The organism is Pseudolysinimonas sp., from assembly GCF_049651805.1.
Lineage (GTDB): Bacteria > Actinomycetota > Actinomycetes > Actinomycetales > Microbacteriaceae > Pseudolysinimonas_A.
In genome coordinates, this window is sequence record NZ_JBASCU010000030.1 from 1 (window position 1) to 20,386 (window position 20,386).

A 20,386-nucleotide genomic window follows, 5' to 3' on the forward strand; every position below is an offset into this window, starting at 1 on the left:
ACCCGCGCCCGCATCGCCAACCCCGCACGGATCACCGTCGACCGAGTCCACGACATCAACTCGTCCCGATCACCCTCACGAAGCACCAACGCCGCAGCAGGAGAATTCGCCATAAGCAATTCTCCCAGCACGCCAACCATTTAGGAACTAACGACACGCGACACTAGGCGCTCGCTCCTGAGAGCTCAGGCGAGGCCCGCGAGCTGCGCCTGACGGGCAAAGTCGGGGAAGCGCTCGATGAGTTCGCTGAACGTCCCGCTCCCGGCGACCGCTCCGTCGCGCATGAAGAAGATGCGGTCGGAGTGCATGATCGTCGCGAGACGATGGGCCACGACGATCTTGGTGATCCCGCCGCCGATGGCTCGGATCGCCTCGGTGACCTGCGACTCAGTGTTGGTGTCGAGGGCGCTCGTCGCCTCGTCCATGACGAGCACAAGCGGGTCGGCGTAGAGTGCGCGGGCGATGCCCAGCCGCTGGCGCTGGCCGCCGGAGAGGGCCAGGCCGCGCTCGCCCACGGGCGCCTCGATGCCGCCGTCACGTGCGGAGACAAGGTTCCAGAGCTGGGCCTGCTGAAGTGCGCGCTGAACCTTCTCGGCGTCGTAGTCGTCGCCCCAGGTGAGTGCGACGTTCTGCGCGATCGACGCGTCGAAGATCGCGACCTCCTGCGGCACGTAGGCGATGCGCGACCGCCATGCCGCCCGGATCTCGGTGAGCGGGATGCCATCGAGGGTGATGGCACCCTCCGTGGGCTCGAGGAGGGTGAGCAGCAGGTCGACCATCGTCGACTTGCCCGATCCTGACTCCCCGACGAACGCGACGGTCGACCCGAGCGGGATATCGAGGGTGACGTTCTCGAGCGCGGGATCCAGGTCGGGCCCGTAGCTGAAACCGACCCCGACGACGTGGATGGCGCGCGGGTCGTCGGGAAGCGGGTTGACCACGCGCTGCGAGATCTCTTGCGTGCTGGCTTCAGTCGCACGGAGCTCGGCGAGCACCATTCGGGGGAACTCCGAGATGGCGATCATCGAGGAGAGCACCGACTGAAAGCGGATGATCGAGGGCGCGACGCGGAATCCGGCGAGCGCAAACAGCGCGACGGCCGAGATCGCGCCCTCGACACTGCCGACAAGGAAGCCCACACCGCCGATCGCGACGAAACCGCCGACGAGTCCCGCCTCGAGGGCGTAGCGCGGAAGCTGGCTGAGGAAGTAGATGTTGGCGCGCGCTCGCGCACTGTGCGTGCGAGTCTCCTTGACCGTCGACGCGACCTCGTCCTCCTTGTTGCGGAGGGTGACCTCCTTCATCGCCGAGATGACCTCAAGCACGAGCCGGTACGTGCGCAACGAGTTGTTGTAGTTCATCTCACCCGCCCGACGGGCATGCCGCGCGATCCAGAAGAAGAGCACGGCGCCGAGGATCAGCAGGTAGACGAGGGTGGTCGCCGCGATCACGGGCTGCACGATCCCGAGGGTCGCGATCACGGCGATCAGCGTGAGTCCCTCACCGAGGAGCGTCGCCCCGGGCAGCACGAAGGAGTTGACGGTGACGTCGACGCCGTTGTCGGCGAGCCGCATGATGTCCGACGAGTTCTTCTTGAGCCGATCGCGCCATGGTGCCGCGAGGAACGCCCGGAGGAGGCGATCGCCGATCGCGACCTCGTAGCGCGGGATGCGACGAGTGGCCCACCACGTGACCCCGACCGCGGCGGCGGCCTTGAGGATCATGAGAGCGCAGATCACGAGGATCGCGAGAACGACGCCGTTCGCGTCAAGCCGCCCGATCGCCGGGAGCACCACGTCCTGACCCGTGGCGAGCGGACCGATCACGATGGCGAGCAGTGCGAGGGCAGCCGCGTCGAAGACCGCGAGCGAGGCCAGGAGCGCCGCGTAGAAGTTGAGGAACCGGCGACCTCCCAGCGGAAAGACGCGCACGACCTCCCGATACAAGGTGATGACGGACCGCATGCTCAGCCTCCAGGCCTTCGAATCCGGCAATCCTATTCACTGCTCGCTGTACACTCGTCACCGGTCCGCTCGGGTGCGATGCATCCGGATCGAGCGACAGCGGGAGGCAGAGGTGGGCGTGCGTGCCACCTTCGTGACCCGGATCTTCTCGCCCGAGGTTTCGGCTGCTGCCGGCATCCTACGGTCGTGGGCCATCGCGTTCCGCGACGCGGGCGCCGAGGTCGAGGTCGTCACGACCCGCCCGCCGCAAGGGATGGTCCCCGACGACCCTGCCGGGGTGCGCGTGCGACGGGCACCGGTCCTTCGTGACCGGCAGCACTACGTGCGCGGCTACCTCTGCTACCTCAGCTTCGACGTGCCGCTGTTCTTTCGGCTGCTCTTCGGCCGCCGTGCCGACCTCTACGTCGTCGAGCCGCCGCCGACGACCGTCGCCGTCGTGCGCCTGGTGGGCTTCCTGCGCCGCACACCGTATGTCGTGCGAGCCGCCGATCTCTGGTCGGACGCCGCAGCCATGGTGACCGACTCGAGATTCGTGCTCGGCACCCTCCGACGCGTGGAGGTGTGGGGGCTTCGCGGAGCGCAGCGGTTGTTCGCGGCGCACCGCCCGCTCGCCGACCGCCTCGAAGAGCTCGGCGTCGAAACCCCGATGACGGCGATCGGGTTCGGCGCCGACACCGAGTCGTTCACCTTCACGCCGCAGCCGTCCCCTCCGGCACCGGTCTTCGTCTATGCGGGCACCCACTCGGAATGGCACGGTGCGGGGATCTTCGTCGAGGCGTTCACCGAGTTTCTCCCCCGGCATCCCGGCGCGCGCCTGCGTTTCATCGGCAACGGCCAGGAACGCGCCGCGTTGCGGGCGCGAGCCGACGAGCTCGGCATCGGCGACGCCGTCGACTTCCACACGCCGATCCCGCCCCGCGATCTCGCACCGGTCCTCAGCGGCGCGACCGCATCGCTCGCGAGCCTCAAGCCGGGCCAGGGCTACGACTACGCCTTCACGACCAAGGTGTACTCCTCACTCGCCGCGGGCTGCCCGGTCGTCTTCGCAGGCGCCGGCCCGACCGGGCCGTTCCTCGAGGCCGCCGCTGAGCGCGGGGTCGGCGTCGCGGTGCCCTACACCGTGACCGACGTCGTCGACGCGCTCGAGCGCGCAACCTCCGAATCTCCCGATGCTGCTGCCCGCGCTCGCCTCAGCGCGTGGACCCACGAAACCTACTCGCTGCGGTCGATCGCGCAGCGCGTCGTCACCGAGAGTCTGGCAATCGCAGAACCGTAGACTGTCCCGGTGAAGATCGCTGTCATCGCCCTGGGAAAGATCGGCCTCCCCCTCGCTGTCCAGTTCGCGAGCAAGGGCCATGACGTCGTCGGCGTCGACGTCAACTCGACGGTGGTCGATCTCATCAACCAGGCGGTCGAACCTTTCCCCGGCGAGGCGCACCTCCAGGAGAAGCTCTCGGAGCTCGTCCCGGCCGGCCGATTGCGTGCCACGACCGACTACGCCGACGCCGTTCCGGGCGCTGACGCGATCGTGCTGGTGGTGCCCCTGTTCGTCGACGAGGAGACCGCAGAGCCCCAGTTCGGCTGGATGGACGCGGCGACCGAATCCCTCGGCACGCATCTCACCGCCGGCACCCTGGTCTCGTATGAGACCACCCTTCCGGTCGGCACGACCCGGAACCGGTGGAAGCCGCTTCTCGAAAAGGTCTCTGGCCTGACCGAGGGAGTGGACTTCGACCTCGTCTTCTCCCCCGAGCGGGTTCTGACCGGCCGAGTCTTCGCCGACCTCCGCAAGTACCCGAAGCTCGTCGGGGGCCTCTCCGAGCGGGGGGCGCAGCGCGCCGTCGAGTTCTACGAGGCCGTGCTCGACTTCGACGAGCGCCCCGATCTCGCACGTCCAAACGGGGTGTGGGATCTCGGAAGCGCAGAGGGGGCCGAGCTGGCCAAGCTCGCCGAGACGACCTACCGCGACGTCAACATCGGACTTGCGAATCAGTTCGCCCGCTATGCGGGTGAGAACGGGATCGACGTCTACCAAGTCATCGAGGCCTCGAACTCCCAGCCGTACAGTCACATCCACCAGCCGGGCATCGCCGTCGGCGGGCACTGCATCCCGGTGTACCCGCGGCTCTACCTCTGGAACGATCCGGCGGCAACCGTGGTGTCGGCCGCTCGCGCGGCCAACGCCGGCATGCCGGACTACACGATCGGGCTCCTCGAGGGCGCCCACGGCGACCTCACCGGCGCGAAAGTCGCCGTGCTCGGGGCGGCCTACCGCGGAGGCGTGAAGGAGACGGCGTTCTCGGGCGTGTTCGGAGCCGTCACCGCTCTGAAGGCGCGCGGAGCTGTCCCGGTCGTGCACGACCCGCTCTACTCCGATGACGAGCTCACGCGTCTCGGATTCACCCCGTACCATCTGGGCGAACCTGTCGACGCGGCGGTCGTCCAAGCCGACCACGTCGAGTACGGCACGCTCAGCCCCGCTGACCTGCCGGGCATCGCGTCGTTCATCGACGGGCGCCGGGTCTCGTCGGCGGACCGCTGGCCGGGGATCGCGTACCGCGTCATCGGCAAGTCGATCGCGCCCGCCGCGTGACCACCCGTCCCAGCTTCCGCGCCCTCGAGGAGTAGCAGCATGTGCGGCGTCGCGGGAAGCTGGTCACGCGTCGGCAACTCCGCTGACGGCGGCCGATTGCGGGCCGGTCTCGATGCCATCCGACATCGCGGGCCGGATGATCTCGGCGAGTTCGCGTGGAACGATCCGACCTCGTCGGCGCGGGTCGACCTCGGCCTCGTGCGCCTCGCCATCCTAGATCTGAGCCCCGCCGGTCACCAGCCGATGACGCTTCCGGGGGGCCGGTTCACGATCAGCTACAACGGCGAGATCACGAACTACATCGAGATCCGCGACGAGCTCGCGACGCTCGGCGAGACGTTCGTCTCGGACGGCGATACCGAGGTGCTCCTGAAGGCGTGGGCGCGATGGGGGATCGGCACCCTCGACCGACTGGAGGGCATGTTCGGGCTTGCCGTTCTCGACACCGCGGAGCGCACTCTGACCCTCGCGCGCGACCCGTACGGGATCAAGCCGCTGCTCTACACCGATCGCGGAGACCGGATCGCGTTCTGCAGCGAGATGTCGGGTCTCCTGACGCTCGCCGTGCCGAACCCGAAGCTCGACTGGCAGTCGGCCGTCGACTATCTGCAGTGGGGGGCCTACGAGCACTCCGAGCGCACGTTCATCGAAGGTGTCAGCCACGTGCGCCCGGGCCACTACCTGGTGATCGACACGGCGACCGGCCGACTCGGTCCTCAGGTGCGCTACTGGTGGCCGTCGGTCGAGACGACGTATCGCGGATCGTACGACGACGCCGTCGACACCGTCCGCTCGCTGTTCCTCGACTCCGTCAAACGCAACCTCCGCAGTGACGTGCCGCTGGGGATCGCACTCTCGGGCGGTCTCGACTCATCGGCGATCACCGGCGCGGTCCGGCAACTCGAACCGGACCTGCCGATTCAGAGTTTCAGTTTCATCGCACCCGGCTTTGCGAAGTCGGAACACGAGTGGATCACACTCGTGGCCGACGCGATCGGGGCGACCTCGCACACCGTCGCGGCCGCGCCCGGCGACCTCGAGCGCGATCTCGACGACCTCATCCTGAGCCAGGGAGAGCCATTCGGGGGGACGAGCATCTACGCCCAATATCGCGTGTTCCAGCTCGCCCGCGAACACGGGGTCATCGTGACGCTCGACGGGCAGGGTGGCGACGAGCTCTTCGCCGGCTACTTCGGCTACCCCGCGCAACGAATGCACAGCCTCATCGAGACGGGGCGCTGGGCGACGGCCGCGCGATTCGCTCGCGCCGACCGCGACCTGCCCGACTGGTACCGCGTCGTGATGCCCTTCGAGGCGATGGCGCAGTTCGTGCCACTTCGCCTGCGTCACCGGGTGCGCCGTCCGCTGGCGTCACCGCTTCTCGACACCGCGGCGCTGCGGTCACGGGGTGTCGACACCGGCCACCCTGCGGTCGGGCCGGTGTCGGTACGTGGTGGTCGCCTCAAGACGCATCTCCGCTCCACCTTGGGTGGCTACGGCCTGCCGATGCTCCTGCGGCACGGCGACCGCAACTCGATGCGGTTCTCGATCGAGAGCCGCGTCCCGTTCCTTGACCGCGCCCTCAACGAGTTTCTCCTCTCGCTTCCCGAAGACTGGCTCGTCGGCCCTGACGGCACCACGAAGCGCATCCTGCGCGACGCGGCGCGCGGCTGGGTTCCCGATGCGGTCATCGATCGGCGCGACAAGGTCGGCTTTGAGACTCCGGAGGCGGAGTGGCAGGGCCGGCTCGCCGCCCAGCCGACCGATCCCGAGCACCCGATCGGCTTCCTTCGTCCCGGGCGCGCGGACACACTCACCGGTGGCCTCACCGAACGGGAGATCCGCTGGGGCCGACGGTCGCACTGGCGGCTGATCAACCTGCGGCGCTGGATAGCGCTCGTCGGGGTCGACGCCAGCTGAGGTTCAGCCGGTCACGAGGTCTGTCGGCCGCCGCAAGCTCGGCCACAGCACCGCGATCAGCCCGGCATACGCGAGCATGCCGATCACCCAGACGGCCGTCGGCCCCACGGGGAAACCCGTCCACCACCACTCCGCACCCGTGTCGAGATCGATCCCCTGACGGTCGACGCCGGTGACGTATCGACGGATGTTGATCTGAAGCGCGACCAGGTTCGCGACGACGAGCGCGCCGACGATCGCGAACGTCTGCAGGCGCGTGAACCGCAGCCCGGTCGTCGTCGTGTCGGTCAGGAGCACGAAGGCGAACAGCACGATGACCGGCAACAGGTAGCGCGGCTGGAGGTTCTCTCCTACCGTGTCGCCTCCGGTGGTGAGCACGTAGACCGGCAGCACGATGAGCACGATCAGAATGCAGGTGGCTGTGACTGCTTTGCGCCAGTTCATCCGCCCGAGACCGGCGAAAGCGACGACCACGAAGGCCGACACCGCGGCCCAGGGCACGATGGCCGGGAGTTGCGTGTCGAACCACCCGAGCGCCCACGTTCCCCAGACCCCGGTCCAGAGGAAGGGCAGCATGAGGAGGTTGTAGGCGGCCAGCGCGATCCCGCCGAGCGGCTGACCATCGGGTCCGGGGAGCGTGGAAAATCCTTGATCGGCTCCGAAGCCGCTGCCGACCACGCCGGTCTGCCCTGCCAACGAGAAGAGCCCCACGGCGAGAACGAGGCCGAGAAGCGGCAGCCAGAGGAACCGCCACCAGGCGCGGGTAGCCGGGAGCGCGATCAATGCGGCGCTCACGGTCGCGCCGGCCACGTACACCGCCGCATCGCCCCGAGCTCCCCCCGCCATGATCACCCCGATGAGGTAAAGCGCGGCGAGCGCCCACCGCCTCCGCCCGGTCGTCTCGAACCAGCCGAGCAGCGCGAGGAAGGCCGTTCCGACACCCATGACGGCCCAGCCGCTGGGGTTGTTCGACGGGATGATGAACATGCCGAGAGGCACCAGCGTCACCAACCAGCCCCACAACAGCGTGGTGCGCCTGGCCGCGGGAAGGAGCGCCGCGAGCGCCGTCGCGAGCCCGACGAACAGCACCGCGTTGACGATCCTCATCACGAGGGCGCTCGCTTGCACGTCAGACCCGGCAAACGCTCGCATGGTCGCGTAGTAGACCGGTGGGTACTCGCCGACGAAGTTGCCGCGGGTGATCTCGACCGTGGCGTGGTCCCATGTCCCCCACACGGACTCCTGGCACTCGGCGCTCCGATCGTCGTGCTGGGCGTAGCAGGCGACCTGAGGGAATGCGGTCGGAACGATTCGCGTGTTGTCGTCCAACCCCGGCTCACAGTGGTCGCTGCCCCCGCTCGCGCACCAGGTGCTGATCAGGTGGTAGTCGTCGTCCGGCCCGGCCCCGATCGGCGAGGCGAAAGCCCACGCTGACAGCGCGAGCAGCGCGAGCAGGGGAGCGAGGTGAATCCACCGGAGGTGTGCGAGAACAGCGCGCAACGACCGGCGGGAAGATGCCTCAGCCATCGTCCTTCGAGCGTCTCTCGATCTCGAGCGCCAGCTTCTGAACGACCTGACGGAGCTCATCCCGGGTGCGCGCGAGCTCGAGGCTCACCTGCATGAGCAGGAGCAAGACGACGAAGAAGCCTCCGATGAACAGGAGGTTGATCGGCTGCGAGATTCCGAAGAACCGACTCACTGCGTCGAGAAGCCCGGGCCACGCGGACAGGACGATGGCCGCAATCGCAGCGACGAGCCACACCACCGCGTACTTCTCCGGCAGCACGTACGACCGCAACAGCATGATGACAACGATGAGAAGCACGACCGCGAGCGCGATCGCGAGGATCTGCGGCGTCACGCGGCCGCCTTCCGATCGCGTAGCCGCAACTCGCGGATCTGCGGAGGGACGCTCCGGATGGTCGCCAGTCCCAGGATGAGCAGGATGCGGCCCGTGTACAGCGTTGCCCGAAGAACCGACTGCGAGGGCGCTCCCCCGGCCCGCTCGTTCATCTCCACCGGAATCTCACGGACGGTGAGTCCTTGACGGGTGGCGAGCACGATCGACTCGACGGTGTCGCCGAGCCATTCGACCGGGTAGTGCTCGGCGAAGACGGCGACAGCGCGCGGGCCGGCCAGCCGGAATCCGCTCGTCGCGTCGGTGAGCCGGGTACGGGCGTAGAGCGACGCAACGCGAGCGATGAATCGCTGCACCCCGCGCCGCGCAGCCGATGACTTGAACGTGCCGCCTTCGGCGAACCGGCTCCCGATCACGATGTCGGAGTGGGCCGCAGCAGCCACGAGTTCGGCGATGTGCTCCGGACGATGCTGACCGTCTCCATCGAACTGCACCACCGCGTCGTAGCCATTGCGCGCCGCATACTTGAAGGCAGTCCCCATGGCGGCACCCACGCCGAGGTTGATGGCATGCGATACGACATGCGCGCCAGCGTCGCGCGCGATCTGCGCGGTGGCGTCGCGCGACCCATCGTCGATGACGACCACATCGTCGAGCGACTGCACCTGGGCGAGCGCCGCGAGGGCCCCACTGATCGCCGCCGCCTCGTTGAGCGCAGGGATCGCAACGAGGAGCCTCATGGTCCCCGAGCCTAGCGGCGAGCCGGATGATCGTGCGGACCCGGCGCGAGCACCCGGGTGACGATCAGTGCCATGAGCGCCGCGTAGGCGAGCGAGCCGCCGAGCCAGACGAACATCGGGGAAAAGGGAAGGCTCCACCACCACTCCGGGTCGACGCCGAGGTCGAGCCCGCCGGTGCCGACTCCCGTGAGGTAGCGGCGCAAGTTGAAGTACAGCGCCCCCGCGTGGGCGATCGCCAGTGCGGAGGTGACCACGACCAGCTGCGCACGTCTCCAGTTCGCCGCAGGCAAGTCAAGGGCGAGGAGACCTCCGAGGAGCACGATGAGGGGCAACAGGTAGCGCGGCTGCAACTGCTCGCCGACGGTATCGCCGCCCTGCTGGAGCACGAACACCGGGAGCGCCCACAGAACGAAGATGACGGCGCCCACCATGGTCGCCTTGCGCCAGCCGATGCGGCCGAACCCGAGGAAGCCGGCCATCACGAAGGCCATGATCGCGGGAAGGATGACGATCGCCGGCATCGCCGTGTCGAGCCAGCCCAATCCCCACTCGCCCAACGCACCGGCCCAGATGAACGGCGCGTTCAGCACGTTGTAGGCAAGGCGTCCGAAGGTGGATAGCTCCTGAGTATCCACTCCCCGACTCGTCTCGCTCGCCGAACCTTCGCCGAGGCCGCTGAGGCCCGCTCCGGCCTGACCGGAGAGCAGGAGCGACGCCAGGGCGATTACTCCCATGATCGCCGGGAGAACGGCGGCGATGAAGAACTCCCTGCGCGGTCGGAACACGTAGACGAGTACGAGGGCAGTGGCGAACCCGACGTACACAGCCGCATCCCCCCGGCTGCCCGCAGCCATCACCACCCCGAGTGCGTACAGCGCGCCGAGCGCTACCCTGCGCCATCCTGTCGTCTCGAAGTAGCCGAGCAACGCAAGCCAACTCGTACCGACGCCGATCGTCGCCCAGGCGCTCGGGTTGTTGGAGGCGAGCAGAAAGATGCCCAGCGGTACCGTCGTGACGAGCCAGCCGACGACGAGGGTCGAGCGTCGCGCCGCGGGCAGTAGGAGGTAGAGCGCGGTCAGGATTCCGACGAACAGGGTGATCGTGAACACCCGCATGAGCAGAGCGGACGTCTGCACATCGCCGCTCGTGAAGGCACTCATGACCGCGTAGTAGAGCGGCGGGTACTCCCCGTAGAAGTTGCCGCGATCCGACACGACGGTGTCGTCGGTCATGTCGCCGTCGAAGAGCGCTTCCTGACAGGCCGCACTCTGCTCCGCGTCGCCGGCGAAGCACGAGATCTCCACCAGTTCGACGGAGACCTCGTGGTATCCCCCGCCCTGGTCGGCGGGGGCGCACGTATCATCCGCCGTCGTCCCGGCGCACCACGTGCTGATGAGGTGGTAGTCGTCGTCGGGGCCAGCCCCGATCGGCGAGGCGAACACCCAAGCCAGCAGCGTCAGGAAGGCGAGAACCGGCACGAGGGCGAGCAGCGGAGGCCGGCGGCGCGTCACGGGCGAACTCCCCGGTCTCGGCCGATGAGCAGCGCGACGAGACCGACGTAGGCGAGCGACCCGCCGACCCACACCGCCATGGGTGAGACCGGGAGGTTCCACCACCACTCGATGCCGGAGTCGAGGTTCGGGCCGAGGTCGTCGAATCCGCTGACGTAGCGCGACAGGTTGAGATGCAGGGCGATGGCCTGCGCCACCCCGAGCGTGACGATGACGAGGATGCGCTGAGCTCGTCCGAAGCGGATGAGCTCGCCGCGCGGTGACCAGAACAACACCCCGGCGAACAGGATGAGCAGTGGGAGGAGATAGCGCGGCTGCATGTTGGCGCCGACCCGTTCGTCGGCCGCCACGAGCACGGCGGTGGGGAGCGCCCAGAGCACCGCGAGGCCGCCGATGAGCACGATCGTCTTGCGAACGTCGGTCCGCGAGAGCGCGACGATCGCCGCACCGAGGAAGCAGGCGAGCGACCCGAGCCCGACCACCGCCGGCATCGCGGTATCCAACCAGCCCAAGCCGTAGGCGTTGCCGAACATGCCCATCCACAGGCGGGGAACATCGAAGATCGTGGGCAGCACGCGCGCGAGCACACCGGCGGTGCCCGCCTCCGGCTCGACCCCCTGCGTGACGTGCTCGACGGGTCGCGACACCCGGAACATGACCACGCAGACGATGACTGCTGCGAGCGGGAGGATCGCGTCGATGGCGAACCGGCGGGTGCGGTGCGCCTGCAGCACGACGGTCGCGAGGATGGCGAGCACCATGTACATGGCCGCATCACCGCGTGATCCGACCGCCATGGCGACCGAGACCGCGAAGAGCGCCGCGAGCCCGATCTTGCGCGCACCGCTCGTCTCAAAGAAGCCGGCGAGCGCGAGCCACCCGAATCCGACACCGGCGATCGCCCACGAGCTCGGGTTGATGGACGACAGCACGAAGAGCCCGACGGGAACGGTCGTCACGACCCAGCTCCAGATCAGGGTGGGTCGGCGGTCGCGCGGGAGCAGCAGGAAGAGCGCGGTCGCGACGATCGTGAAGATCAGCACTCCGACGACCCGCATCGTCAACACCGAAACTTCGATATCGGGCCCGACGAAGAGACTCATCGTGGCGTAGAAGACCTGCGGGTACGCCCCGTAGAAGTTGCCGCGCGCGGTCAGCGAGTCCGGCTCGCCGTCGAAATCCAGCGCGTCCTGGCAGTCACCGCTGCGGTCGGTGTGGAACGCGAAGCACGCCACGTCGACCAGGGCGCCCGGAACCGTCGCCTCGGTCGCGCCCTCCTCTTGGATGCAGGCGGCCTCGTCGCCCGTCGCACACCAGATGCTGACGAGGTGGAAGTCCTCGTCGGGCGAGGAGCCCGCCGGAGACGACACCGCCCAGCTCAGCAGCGCCACGAACACCAGAACCGGCGCGAGCACGAGCGCGCGCCCCGACGTCACGAACCGCCGAAGTCGCCCCACCACCTGGCGAGCGTACGTAGGCGCACCCGGGAAACTCCTGGCAGTCAGCCCCGACGGCCCAGGCGCCCGCGCAACCGGCGGATGACATCGCGTGAGCCCGAGTGCCGCAGGTGATGCCACGCCATCCGCACGTCGTGCAGCGGGCCGGAGAGCCGCCGGCCGCGACGCGCCGCTCCGGTGCCCATGGCATCCCGATCGCCCGCGTAGTCGGCGGCATGATGCGGGTCGGCGACGAACGCGCGCAGCGGGCCGAGCACGACGGGCCAGGCGAAGCCGTCGCGGATGCGCTCGACGTTGCTGCGGTAGTACGCCGCCCGCTCGGGGTCGAGCACTTCGGCGAGCGCGGCGGTGAGCGCGGCCACGTCGTTACCCGGAACGACGACGCCGAGCTGCTCGTCGCGCACGAGGTCGGCGAACCCGTCGCCGTCGGTCACCACCATCGGCAGGCTCGCCCACAGGTAGTCGAGGATGCGGGTGCGAAACGCGAAGGTCGTTTCGACGTGGATGTGGTGGGTGCTGACCCCGACGTCGGCGTCGAGCAGGTAAGCGCCCCGGTCGACGTAGGGCACCCAGGTGTCGTTGAAGACGACCGTCGTGCCCTCGACCCCGAGCTCCCGCGCCAGATCGAACGCCTCGCGCACGATGCCCATCTCGTCGACCCCGGGATGCCGGGTGCCGAGGAAGAAGAGGCGCACGTCGTCGCGCTCCACCGAGAGGGCGGCGACCGCGCGGATGAGCGAGAGCGGGTCGAACCAGCTGTAGACGCCACCGCCCCAGATGAGGATTTTCGAGTCCGCGTCGAACCCCGGGATGACATCCCTCAGCGCCGAACCGGGCGTCGGGGGGATCGGGTCGAGTCCGAACGGCATGAGGTCGAGCAGTCCACGCAGATCGGGATCGTCGCGGTAGGTCGCGGGATTGATGCGGCCGAGGGCGGCGAGGTGGCCGAGGTAGAACAGCCGCTGCCGCTCGCTCGCGCACAGCACGAGGTCGGCGCGACGCAGCTGGTCGTCGAGGGCGTCGCGCGCCGCAGCCACACGCAGGGCCCACGTCGCCTCGGGTAGTTCGCGGCCCTGCTCAAGCATCTCGAGGTGCATCGGGTCGTAGACATCGGCGACCAGGTACTTGTCGCTGCGCCGCAGAGACGGGAACTGGCTCAGGCCATAGCCCTGGAACAGCACGACCTCGGCCCACCGCTCGTGTGGTCGGAAACCGCGGTCATCCCCCGGCGCGACGGCGAAGAGGTCGAATGGCGCGTCGGGCTGTTCCGCCCGGGTCGTCGTGACCACCCGCACGTCGTGGCCGTCGGCCTGGAGCGTGAGCGCGGTGTTCCAGACCCGGATGGCGGGGCCGGCCATGCGCTCGCCGATGGGGTCGCCAGTGAGGATCAGTACGCGTGTCATTCCTGCTCCTCGTCACGATCGTGTCCCGCCGGTTGCACCAGATCACGCAGGATGTCGATCGGGCCCCGACTGTATCGCGAGTACCGGCCGCTCAGCGCCCCGGCGAGCACTCCGGGGATCCGCGCGATCCGTAACCTCGGCAACCGCGACCGCACCGTCTCGTGTGCCAGCTTGCCGCGCGCGGACGCGACGCGAGCGGTCGGCGCTCCGATCGCTTCGAGACGCTCGACGAGCACGCGCGAACGTTCGATGAGGCGGGACGCCCGCTCGGTGCGAGGTTCGCGCAGCTTGCGCATCCGGTCGCCCATCGTCGGACGTCGTGCTCCGATCACGTTGGCACCGTGCTGGCGGTAGTCGATGAGCGAGTCCCGCTCGAGCCGCAGCGTTCCGAGCGCGGCCGCGAGTACCGCGAGCCACTCGTCATGCACCCACGAGGCCGGGAACGGCGCCGCCCGGTCGACGAGCGACCGTCGCAGCACCACGGTCGCTCCGGTGACGAGGTTGCGCCGCATGAGCACGGCGAAGGCATCCCCCGACTCGAGGCCCTCGAGTTCTCCCGAAGTCGCCTCCAGGGCTTCGAGCAGAGAGAGTCCGGTCGGTGCGCCCTGCCCGTCGACGAGACGCGCGTCGGTGTGCATCAGCAACAGCTCGGGGTCGGCGGCGAAGCGCGACACGATCCGGGCGAGCTTGTCGGGCGCCCAGACGTCATCCTGATCGCTCAGCGCGACGAGATCGCCGCGGCAAGCCGCCAGGGTGGCCGCGAAGTTGCCGACGACGCCCAGCGGCTCGTCGTGACGGTGGACGGTGAGCGCCGTCCGCAGCGAGGGGTTGGCGGCACGCGCATCGGTCACGGTGCGTTCGATGATCGCGATGGTGTCGTCACTCGACGCGTCGTCTCCCACGACGATCTCGATCGGGAGCGGGCGCTGGGCGAGGATGCTGCGCAACTGCTGGGCCACATAGGCGGCTCCGTTGTGGGTGCAGAGCGCCACCGACACCGTGAGAGGGCTGCCTGCCTTCGAGGCAGCGGCGGAAGTCACCCCGCCAGGATATGTCGAGCGCACGCCGATAGGATTCGGACCCGTGCCCTCGAACGAGTCTCCGGACGCCTCCGACGTCCGCGTCGGCATCGTGACGGTGGCGTACCGCTCCGACACCGTCCTGACCGGATTCCTCGCGTCGGTGCCCGCAGCGACCTCCGCCCCCGTCGCGATCGTCGTCGCCGACAACCTCCCCGCCGAGGGCGACGCCGCGACGATCGCCGAGCAGGCTCGCGCAGCGTACGTGCCGATCCCCGCCAACCCCGGCTACGGCGGCGCCGTCAACGCCGCCGTGCGGCGTCTGCCCGAGAGCGTCGAATGGGTGCTCATCGCCAACCCCGACGTCGAGCTCGACGCCGGCGCGCTCGACCGCCTCGTCGAGACCGGTCGCAGCGACGAGTCGATCGGATCGGTCGGCCCCGCCGTGCGCAACACCGACGGGTCGATCTACCCGTCCGCACGATCGGTGCCATCGCTGCGCACCGGAATCGGGCACGCCCTGTTCTCGAATCTCTGGACGACGAATCCGTGGAGCCGGCGGTATCGCGACGACCTCGCGCCGGCCGGGGCGAGGCGCGATGCCGGGTGGCTGTCGGGCTCGTGTGTGCTCGTGCGCCGCAGCGCCTTCGAAGAGATCGACGGTTTCGACGACGGCTACTTCATGTACTTCGAAGACGTCGACCTCGGCTATCGGCTCGGCAAGCGCGGCTATCGCAACGTCTACGAGCCTGCCGCGTCCGCGCTTCATACGGGGGCGCACTCCACCGGCAGCGAGTCGGCTCGCATGGTGCGTGCGCACCATGCGAGCGCGCGTCGCTTCATCCGACGGAAGTACGCCGGGTGGTGGCTGTGGCCGGTGCGGGTCGTCATCTCCACGGGACTCGCCGCGCGGTCTGCATTCATCGTGCGCAGCCTGAATCGCTGACCGCACCGCCGATCAGCGAGGGGCGTCGAGCAGCCCCTGCAAGTAGCGCCCGTACCCGCTCTTGACCAAGGGTGCCGCGAGCGCCGCGAGAGCGGAGTCGTCGATCCAGCCGGCGCGCCAGGCGATCTCCTCCAGGCAGCCGATCTTGTAGCCCTGCCGGTCTTCGATCACCCGCACATACTCCGACGCCTGCATCATCGACTCGAAGGTGCCGGTGTCGAGCCATGCCGTGCCGCGGTCGAGCACGCGCACTTGGAGCCGGCCGGCACCCAGGTAGTGCTCGTTGACGCTGGAGATCTCGAGCTCGCCGCGCGCGCTCGGGGTGATGCCCTTCGCGATCTCGAGTACCTCGTTGTCATAGAAGTAGAGCCCGGGAATGGCGTACCGGCTCTTCGGCGCCGCGGGCTTCTCTTCGATCGAAATCGCTCGGAACTCGTCGTCGAACTCGACGACGCCGTAGGCCGTCGGGTCGGCTACCTGGTACGCGAAGACGAGGCCGCCGTCGAGGTCACCCACGTCGCGCAGCGCACGCGAGAACCCGTCGCCATGGAAGACGTTGTCGCCGAGCACGAGAGCCACTGAATCGTCGCCGACGAACTGCTCGCCGATGATGAAGGCCTGAGCGAGACCGTCGGGCGACGGCTGCACCGCGTACTCCAGGCGGATGCCCAGATCGCTGCCGTCGCCGAGTAGGCCTTCGAACTGGTCATGGTGCTCAGGGGTCGTGATGATCAGGATCTCGCGGATGCCGGCGAGCATCAGGGTCGACAACGGGTAATAGATCATCGGCTTGTCGTAGACCGGCATCAGTTGCTTCGAGATGCCTTTGGTGATCGGCCAGAGCCGAGTGCCCGTGCCCCCGGCGAGCACGATGCCTTTCATGCGGCGTCCTCCGCGTAGCGCGAGAGGCACGCATCCCAGGTCGGCAGGATACCGGCCGCCTCGGCCTCGGCGAGGGTCGGGGCGGCGGCATCTTTCTCGCTCAGCACCAGGTCGGCGTCGTCGAGCGGAAAGTCGAGCCCGATCGCGGGATCGCGCGGGTCGAGCCCGAACTCGGCACCCGGACGGTAGATGTCGTTGACGAGATAGTTCACGGTCGTGTTCTCTTCGAGCGCGAGAAAGGCGTGCGCGAGCCCTTCGGCGAGGAACACCGCACGGCGGTCGACGGCGTCGAGGCGCACCGAATCCCACTGCCCGAAGGTAGGCGAGCCGACTCGCACGTCGACGAAGTAGTCGATCGCCGAGCCGGCCACGACGGTCACATACTTCGCCTGACCTGTCGGCACGGCGGCGAGGTGCAGACCGCGCAGCACGCCGCGACGCGACACCGAGAGGTTGCCCTGGCGGAGGTCGAAACGTCGACCGACCACCTCGGCGAGCCGATCGAAGCGATACCACTCGAGGAACGTTCCCCGGTCGTCGGGGAACTGCCGCGGCGTGATCGCGACCGCCCCGGGGATCCGGGTCTCGACGACATCCATGACGGCAAGCCAACCACACACAGCCGAACCCGAACCGCGGACACCTAAGCTCTATCTCCGTGCGAATCCTCGTCACCGGCGGTGCCGGTTTCATCGGCTCCAACTTCGTGCACCACGTCGTCGGCAACACCGACCACACGGTGACGGTGCTCGACAACCTCACCTACGCCGGCAACCGCGCCTCCCTCGACGGCCTCCCCGAGAGCCGGGTCGAACTCGTCGTCGGCGACATCCTCGACGCCCCCCTCGTCGACGACCTTTTCGCGGCGCACGACGCGGTCGTGCACTACGCGGCCGAGAGCCACAACGACAACTCCCTGAACGACCCGAGCCCGTTCGTGCAGACCAACGTCGTCGGCACGTTCACTCTCCTCGAAGCCGCCCGCAAGCACGGCATCCGATTCCACCACATCTCGACCGACGAGGTATACGGCGACCTCGAGCTCGACGACCCCGCTCGCTTTACCGAACAGACTCCGTACAACCCGAGCAGCCCTTACTCGAGCACCAAGGCCGGCTCCGACCTGCTCGTGCGCGCCTGGGTGCGCAGTTTCGGCGTACAGGCGACCATCTCGAACTGCTCGAACAACTACGGCCCCTACCAGCACGTCGAGAAGTTCATCCCGCGGCAGATCACCAACGTGCTGCGCGGCGAGCGCCCGAAGCTCTACGGCACGGGCGAGAACGTGCGCGACTGGATCCACGCCGACGACCACTCGTCGGCCGTGCTGACGATCCTCGAGAAGGGGGTCATCGGCGAGACCTACTTGATCGGCGCCGACGGTGAGAAGAACAACAAGGAGGTCGTGGAGCTGATCCTCGCCGAGCTGGGACAGCCGAGTGACGCCTATGACCTCGTGACCGACCGGCCGGGCCACGACCTGCGCTACGCGATCGACTCGACCAAGCTGCGCCGCGAACTCGGGTGGACCCCGCGCTTCGCCGACTTCGAGCAGGGTCTCGCCGCAACCATCGAGTGGTACCGAAACAACGAGAGCTGGTGGGCTCCGCAAAAAGAAGCCACCGAGGCCAAGTATCGGGCCTCCGGGCAGGCATGACCCGCTACCTCATCGCGGGTGCGGGCGGGATGCTCGGCGCAGACCTGCAACATGTGCTCGCTGGCCGAGAAGTGACGGCGCTCGCTCGCGGTGACCTCGACATCACCGACGCCACAGCCGTGCGCGATGCGGTGACCGGGCATGATGTCGTGATCAACGCCGCCGCCTACACCAAGGTCGACGAGGCCGAGACCGACGAAGCATCCGCTTTCGCCGTGAACGCCACCGGTGCCGGCATCCTGGCTGACGCAGCGGCCGCTAACGGGGCGCGGCTCGTGCACGTCTCCACCGACTATGTCTTCGACGGCGCCGGCACCCACCCCTACTCCGAAGACACCCCCCGCGATCCGCTCGGCGCCTACGGACGCACGAAGGCCGCCGGCGAAGAGCTCGTGCTCGCCCACCCCTACGTCTACCTCGTGCGCACCGCGTGGCTCTACGGCGAGCACGGGCCCAACTTCGCGCAGACGATGCTGCGCCTCGCCGGGGAGCGGGATACGGTGAGCGTCGTGACCGATCAGATCGGGCAACCCACCTGGTCGCGTGACCTGGCGTCCGCAATCGTGCGACTGCTCGACGCGGGCGCGCCGTTCGGGGTCTACCACGGAACCAACTCCGGTGAGGCGAGCTGGTTCGATTTCGCGCGCGCGATCTTCGAGGATTCGGGCCTCGACCCCGATCGCGTTCTGCCGACCGACAGTTCATCGTTCACCCGCCCCGCCCCCCGGCCCGGGTACTCCGTGCTCGGCCACGCCGCGTGGGATGCAGCCGGGCTTCCTGCCCCACGCCCGTGGCGGGATGCGCTTCGCGCCGCAATCGCCGAGGGAGCCCTGAGAGCCGCATGACAACTCTGCGTGTCATCGTTGACGACATCCTCCTGCCCGGAGGCGGGCCGGTCTCGCGTTACGCCGAAGATCTCACCCGCGCCCTCATCCGGACGGCACCGCGCGGAAGCGACGTCTCGGGGGTCGTGGCGGCGTCACCCGAGGGCGACTATGCCCGCCTGCGAGAACTTCTGACGGGCATGCGGCAGCTGCACAAGAGCGCCCTCGCTCGACGCCAACTCACCGCCGCGTGGCAGCACGGGTTCACGGTGTTACCCGGCACCGGAATGGTGCATGCGCCGAGCCTGTTCGCGCCCCTCCGGCGACACGACCGGTCGGTGGCGCCCGGCGACCAGACCGTGGTGACGATCCACGATGCGCTCGCGTGGACGCATCCCGAGTTGCTGCCGTCCCGTGTGGCGTCCTGGACGAAGGCGATGGGTCGCCGCGCGGAACGCCACGCGGATGCTGTCGTGGTGCCGAGCCACGCAGTCGCCGACGATCTCGAAGGGCACCTCGACCTCGGCGATCGGGTGCGAGTGATCGGAACTGCACCCGCCACCATGCTCACCGTGCCCGCCGACGCCCGCGCGCGCCGCGCCGCCCGCGGGCTCCCCGAACGCTATGTGGTCGGCGTCGTCGAGTCGGACGCCGCGAACGGGTTCGTCGATCTCGCGGCGACTTCAACCGCACTCGGCGATGTTCCGATCGTGCTCCTCGCCTCGACCGCGGATGCCGCGGCGATCGGTGCGCAGGCGGTGACGGTGATTGAGGATGCCAGCGCCGCCGATCGCGTCGCGATCCTCGCAGGGGCTGCTGTCTTCGTGCAACCGAGCGTCGCGGCCGGCTCGCCCGCAATCCTGCTCGACGCGCTCTCCCTCGGTCTGCCGATCGTCGCCACCGCCCTACCCGCCATCGCCGAGGTCACCGCAGATGCCGCGATCCTCGTCGAGCGCGGCGACGATTCGTTCGCCCTGGTCGAGGCGATTCGCGGCCTACTCGACGACGCATCAGCGGCCGAACGGGCGGGGGTCGCGGCCGCCGACCGCGCAAAGGCGTTCACCTGGCGCGACGCCGCCGAGAAGGTTTGGCAGCTACACGCTGACCTCTGATCCCTCCCCAGCGGGCGGGAGTTGACCTCCCTCCACGGGTTCACGGATCGGCGTCGGCCCGACGGGAGCGTCTGCCTAGACCCAGCCGACCGGATCAGGTGACAATGAGGAGGTGGACGCGTTGACGGAACCCCAGGTCTGGGTCGTCATCGGGGTCTTCGCGACGACGTTCTTCGCGATGATGAGCTGGCAGACGATCAGCTTCAACCGCAACCTGCGCACGTCGGTCGACGCGTTGGACCGATCCCTCACGGCCCGGCTCGACGGGCTCCGTGAGGCGACGAACGCCCGGTTCGACGGTCTCGAGATGCGACTCACGGCAGTTGAAACGCGTGTTGCGTCGGTCGAAACCAAGATCGACGGACTGGATCGCGACGTGCAAGCCCTCACCCGGCACGTCTTCGGCACCGATCGCGGCTGAGGCCGGGTTTCGACACGCGCCTCCGCCGCTGCTCAACCAGCGGAGGGACACGTGCGGGCGCCCGCCGGGCACGTGCTTT

18 protein-coding genes are annotated in these 20,386 nt (G+C 68.6%); 8 read left to right on the forward strand and 10 right to left on the reverse strand.

Annotated elements, in window-relative coordinates:
• Positions 1-185 precede the first annotated feature (185 nt).
• Positions 186-1,964 carry an ABC transporter ATP-binding protein gene (locus tag WBL06_RS07625; RefSeq protein WP_424455389.1) on the reverse strand — a complete coding sequence of 593 codons (1,779 nt, stop codon included), beginning with the start codon at positions 1,962-1,964 and terminating at the stop codon, positions 186-188.
• A 118-nt stretch (positions 1,965-2,082) separates the two neighbouring features.
• On the opposite strand from WBL06_RS07625, the gene WBL06_RS07630 reads away from it, so the two are divergent.
• From WBL06_RS07630 to asnB, 3 genes are read left to right on the forward strand one after another with little or no spacing between them, the layout of a single operon-like run.
• Positions 2,083-3,240: a glycosyltransferase family 4 protein gene (locus tag WBL06_RS07630; protein ID WP_424455390.1), complete on the forward strand. Its 1,158-nt coding sequence runs from the start codon at positions 2,083-2,085 to the stop codon at positions 3,238-3,240.
• A 9-nt stretch (positions 3,241-3,249) separates the two neighbouring features.
• Positions 3,250-4,557, forward strand: a complete 1,308-nt coding sequence (locus tag WBL06_RS07635; protein ID WP_424455391.1) for a nucleotide sugar dehydrogenase — start codon at positions 3,250-3,252, stop codon at positions 4,555-4,557.
• A 39-nt stretch (positions 4,558-4,596) separates the two neighbouring features.
• Positions 4,597-6,477, forward strand: a complete 1,881-nt coding sequence (gene asnB / locus WBL06_RS07640) for an asparagine synthase (glutamine-hydrolyzing) (RefSeq protein ID WP_424455392.1) — start codon at positions 4,597-4,599, stop codon at positions 6,475-6,477.
• A gap of 3 nt (positions 6,478-6,480) precedes the next feature.
• Here the strand turns inward: asnB and WBL06_RS07645 are convergent, their stop codons facing one another.
• Genes WBL06_RS07645 through WBL06_RS07675 form a run of 7 tightly spaced genes read right to left on the reverse strand, consistent with a single transcriptional unit; the run spans position 6,481 to position 14,486 of the window.
• Positions 6,481-8,004, reverse strand: coding sequence for a DUF2142 domain-containing protein (locus tag WBL06_RS07645; RefSeq protein WP_424455393.1), 1,524 nt, complete (start codon positions 8,002-8,004; stop codon positions 6,481-6,483).
• On the reverse strand, positions 7,997-8,338 hold the full coding sequence (locus WBL06_RS07650) for a DUF2304 domain-containing protein (RefSeq protein WP_424455394.1): 342 nt from the start codon (positions 8,336-8,338) through the stop codon (positions 7,997-7,999). The genes WBL06_RS07645 and WBL06_RS07650 overlap by 8 nt, the downstream gene beginning before the upstream one ends.
• Positions 8,335-9,075 carry a glycosyltransferase family 2 protein gene (locus tag WBL06_RS07655; RefSeq protein ID WP_424455395.1) on the reverse strand — a complete coding sequence of 247 codons (741 nt, stop codon included), beginning with the start codon at positions 9,073-9,075 and terminating at the stop codon, positions 8,335-8,337. Before WBL06_RS07655 ends, WBL06_RS07650 begins: the two co-directional genes overlap by 4 nt.
• An 11-nt stretch (positions 9,076-9,086) precedes the next feature.
• Positions 9,087-10,586 carry a DUF2142 domain-containing protein gene (locus tag WBL06_RS07660; protein ID WP_424455396.1) on the reverse strand — a complete coding sequence of 500 codons (1,500 nt, stop codon included), beginning with the start codon at positions 10,584-10,586 and terminating at the stop codon, positions 9,087-9,089.
• A complete protein-coding gene (locus WBL06_RS07665) occupies positions 10,583-12,046 on the reverse strand; it encodes a DUF2142 domain-containing protein (RefSeq protein WP_424455397.1) in 1,464 nt (487 codons plus the stop codon). The genes WBL06_RS07660 and WBL06_RS07665 overlap by 4 nt, the downstream gene beginning before the upstream one ends.
• 41 nt (positions 12,047-12,087) lie before the next feature.
• Entirely contained in the window at positions 12,088-13,446 is a 1,359-nt protein-coding gene (locus WBL06_RS07670; RefSeq protein ID WP_424455398.1) for a glycosyltransferase family 4 protein, read from the reverse strand.
• Positions 13,443-14,486, reverse strand: coding sequence for a glycosyltransferase family 2 protein (locus tag WBL06_RS07675; RefSeq protein ID WP_424455399.1), 1,044 nt, complete (start codon positions 14,484-14,486; stop codon positions 13,443-13,445). The genes WBL06_RS07670 and WBL06_RS07675 overlap by 4 nt, the downstream gene beginning before the upstream one ends.
• A 43-nt stretch (positions 14,487-14,529) precedes the next feature.
• On the opposite strand from WBL06_RS07675, the gene WBL06_RS07680 reads away from it, so the two are divergent.
• Complete coding sequence (locus WBL06_RS07680) at positions 14,530-15,411, forward strand: glycosyltransferase family 2 protein (protein ID WP_424455400.1); 882 nt, start codon at positions 14,530-14,532, stop codon at positions 15,409-15,411.
• Positions 15,412-15,423: 12 nt separating this feature from the next.
• Here the strand turns inward: WBL06_RS07680 and rfbA are convergent, their stop codons facing one another.
• Both rfbA and WBL06_RS07690 read right to left on the reverse strand, forming a co-directional pair.
• Positions 15,424-16,293 (reverse strand): glucose-1-phosphate thymidylyltransferase RfbA, encoded by an 870-nt coding sequence (rfbA, locus tag WBL06_RS07685; protein ID WP_424455401.1) that lies wholly within the window; start codon positions 16,291-16,293, stop codon positions 15,424-15,426.
• Entirely contained in the window at positions 16,290-16,892 is a 603-nt protein-coding gene (locus tag WBL06_RS07690) for a dTDP-4-dehydrorhamnose 3,5-epimerase family protein (protein ID WP_424455402.1), read from the reverse strand. Before WBL06_RS07690 ends, rfbA begins: the two co-directional genes overlap by 4 nt.
• 59 nt (positions 16,893-16,951) lie before the next feature.
• Here WBL06_RS07690 and rfbB point away from each other — a divergent pair, with 59 nt between their 5' ends.
• The 4 genes from rfbB (at position 16,952) to WBL06_RS07710 (ending at position 20,307) form a co-directional block, all read left to right on the forward strand.
• A complete protein-coding gene (gene rfbB, locus WBL06_RS07695; protein ID WP_424455403.1) occupies positions 16,952-17,950 on the forward strand; it encodes a dTDP-glucose 4,6-dehydratase in 999 nt (332 codons plus the stop codon).
• Positions 17,947-18,795: a dTDP-4-dehydrorhamnose reductase gene (gene rfbD / locus WBL06_RS07700; protein ID WP_424455404.1), complete on the forward strand. Its 849-nt coding sequence runs from the start codon at positions 17,947-17,949 to the stop codon at positions 18,793-18,795. The genes rfbB and rfbD overlap by 4 nt, the downstream gene beginning before the upstream one ends.
• The gene (locus WBL06_RS07705) at positions 18,792-19,886 is read left to right on the forward strand and encodes a glycosyltransferase (protein ID WP_424455405.1); all 1,095 of its coding nucleotides are present in this window, start codon (positions 18,792-18,794) and stop codon (positions 19,884-19,886) included. The genes rfbD and WBL06_RS07705 overlap by 4 nt, the downstream gene beginning before the upstream one ends.
• Positions 19,887-19,998: 112 nt before the next feature.
• Complete coding sequence (locus WBL06_RS07710; protein ID WP_424455406.1) at positions 19,999-20,307, forward strand: hypothetical protein; 309 nt, start codon at positions 19,999-20,001, stop codon at positions 20,305-20,307.
• Positions 20,308-20,386 lie beyond the last annotated feature (79 nt).

What these genes read in the sequence shown, in the direction of transcription:
- WBL06_RS07625 (WP_424455389.1), bottom strand. Translation starts at nt 1,964, where the DNA reads ATGCGGTCCGTCATCACCTTGTATCGGGAGGTCGTGCGCGTCTTTCCG.
- rfbA (WP_424455401.1), bottom strand. Translation starts at nt 16,293, where the DNA reads ATGAAAGGCATCGTGCTCGCCGGGGGCACGGGCACTCGGCTCTGGCCG.
- WBL06_RS07705 (WP_424455405.1), top strand. Translation starts at nt 18,792, where the DNA reads ATGACAACTCTGCGTGTCATCGTTGACGACATCCTCCTGCCCGGAGGC.
- WBL06_RS07655 (WP_424455395.1), bottom strand. Translation starts at nt 9,075, where the DNA reads ATGAGGCTCCTCGTTGCGATCCCTGCGCTCAACGAGGCGGCGGCGATC.
- rfbD (WP_424455404.1), top strand. Translation starts at nt 17,947, where the DNA reads ATGACCCGCTACCTCATCGCGGGTGCGGGCGGGATGCTCGGCGCAGAC.
- WBL06_RS07670 (WP_424455398.1), bottom strand. Translation starts at nt 13,446, where the DNA reads ATGACACGCGTACTGATCCTCACTGGCGACCCCATCGGCGAGCGCATG.
- WBL06_RS07690 (WP_424455402.1), bottom strand. Translation starts at nt 16,892, where the DNA reads ATGGATGTCGTCGAGACCCGGATCCCCGGGGCGGTCGCGATCACGCCG.
- WBL06_RS07645 (WP_424455393.1), bottom strand. Translation starts at nt 8,004, where the DNA reads ATGGCTGAGGCATCTTCCCGCCGGTCGTTGCGCGCTGTTCTCGCACAC.
- asnB (WP_424455392.1), top strand. Translation starts at nt 4,597, where the DNA reads ATGTGCGGCGTCGCGGGAAGCTGGTCACGCGTCGGCAACTCCGCTGAC.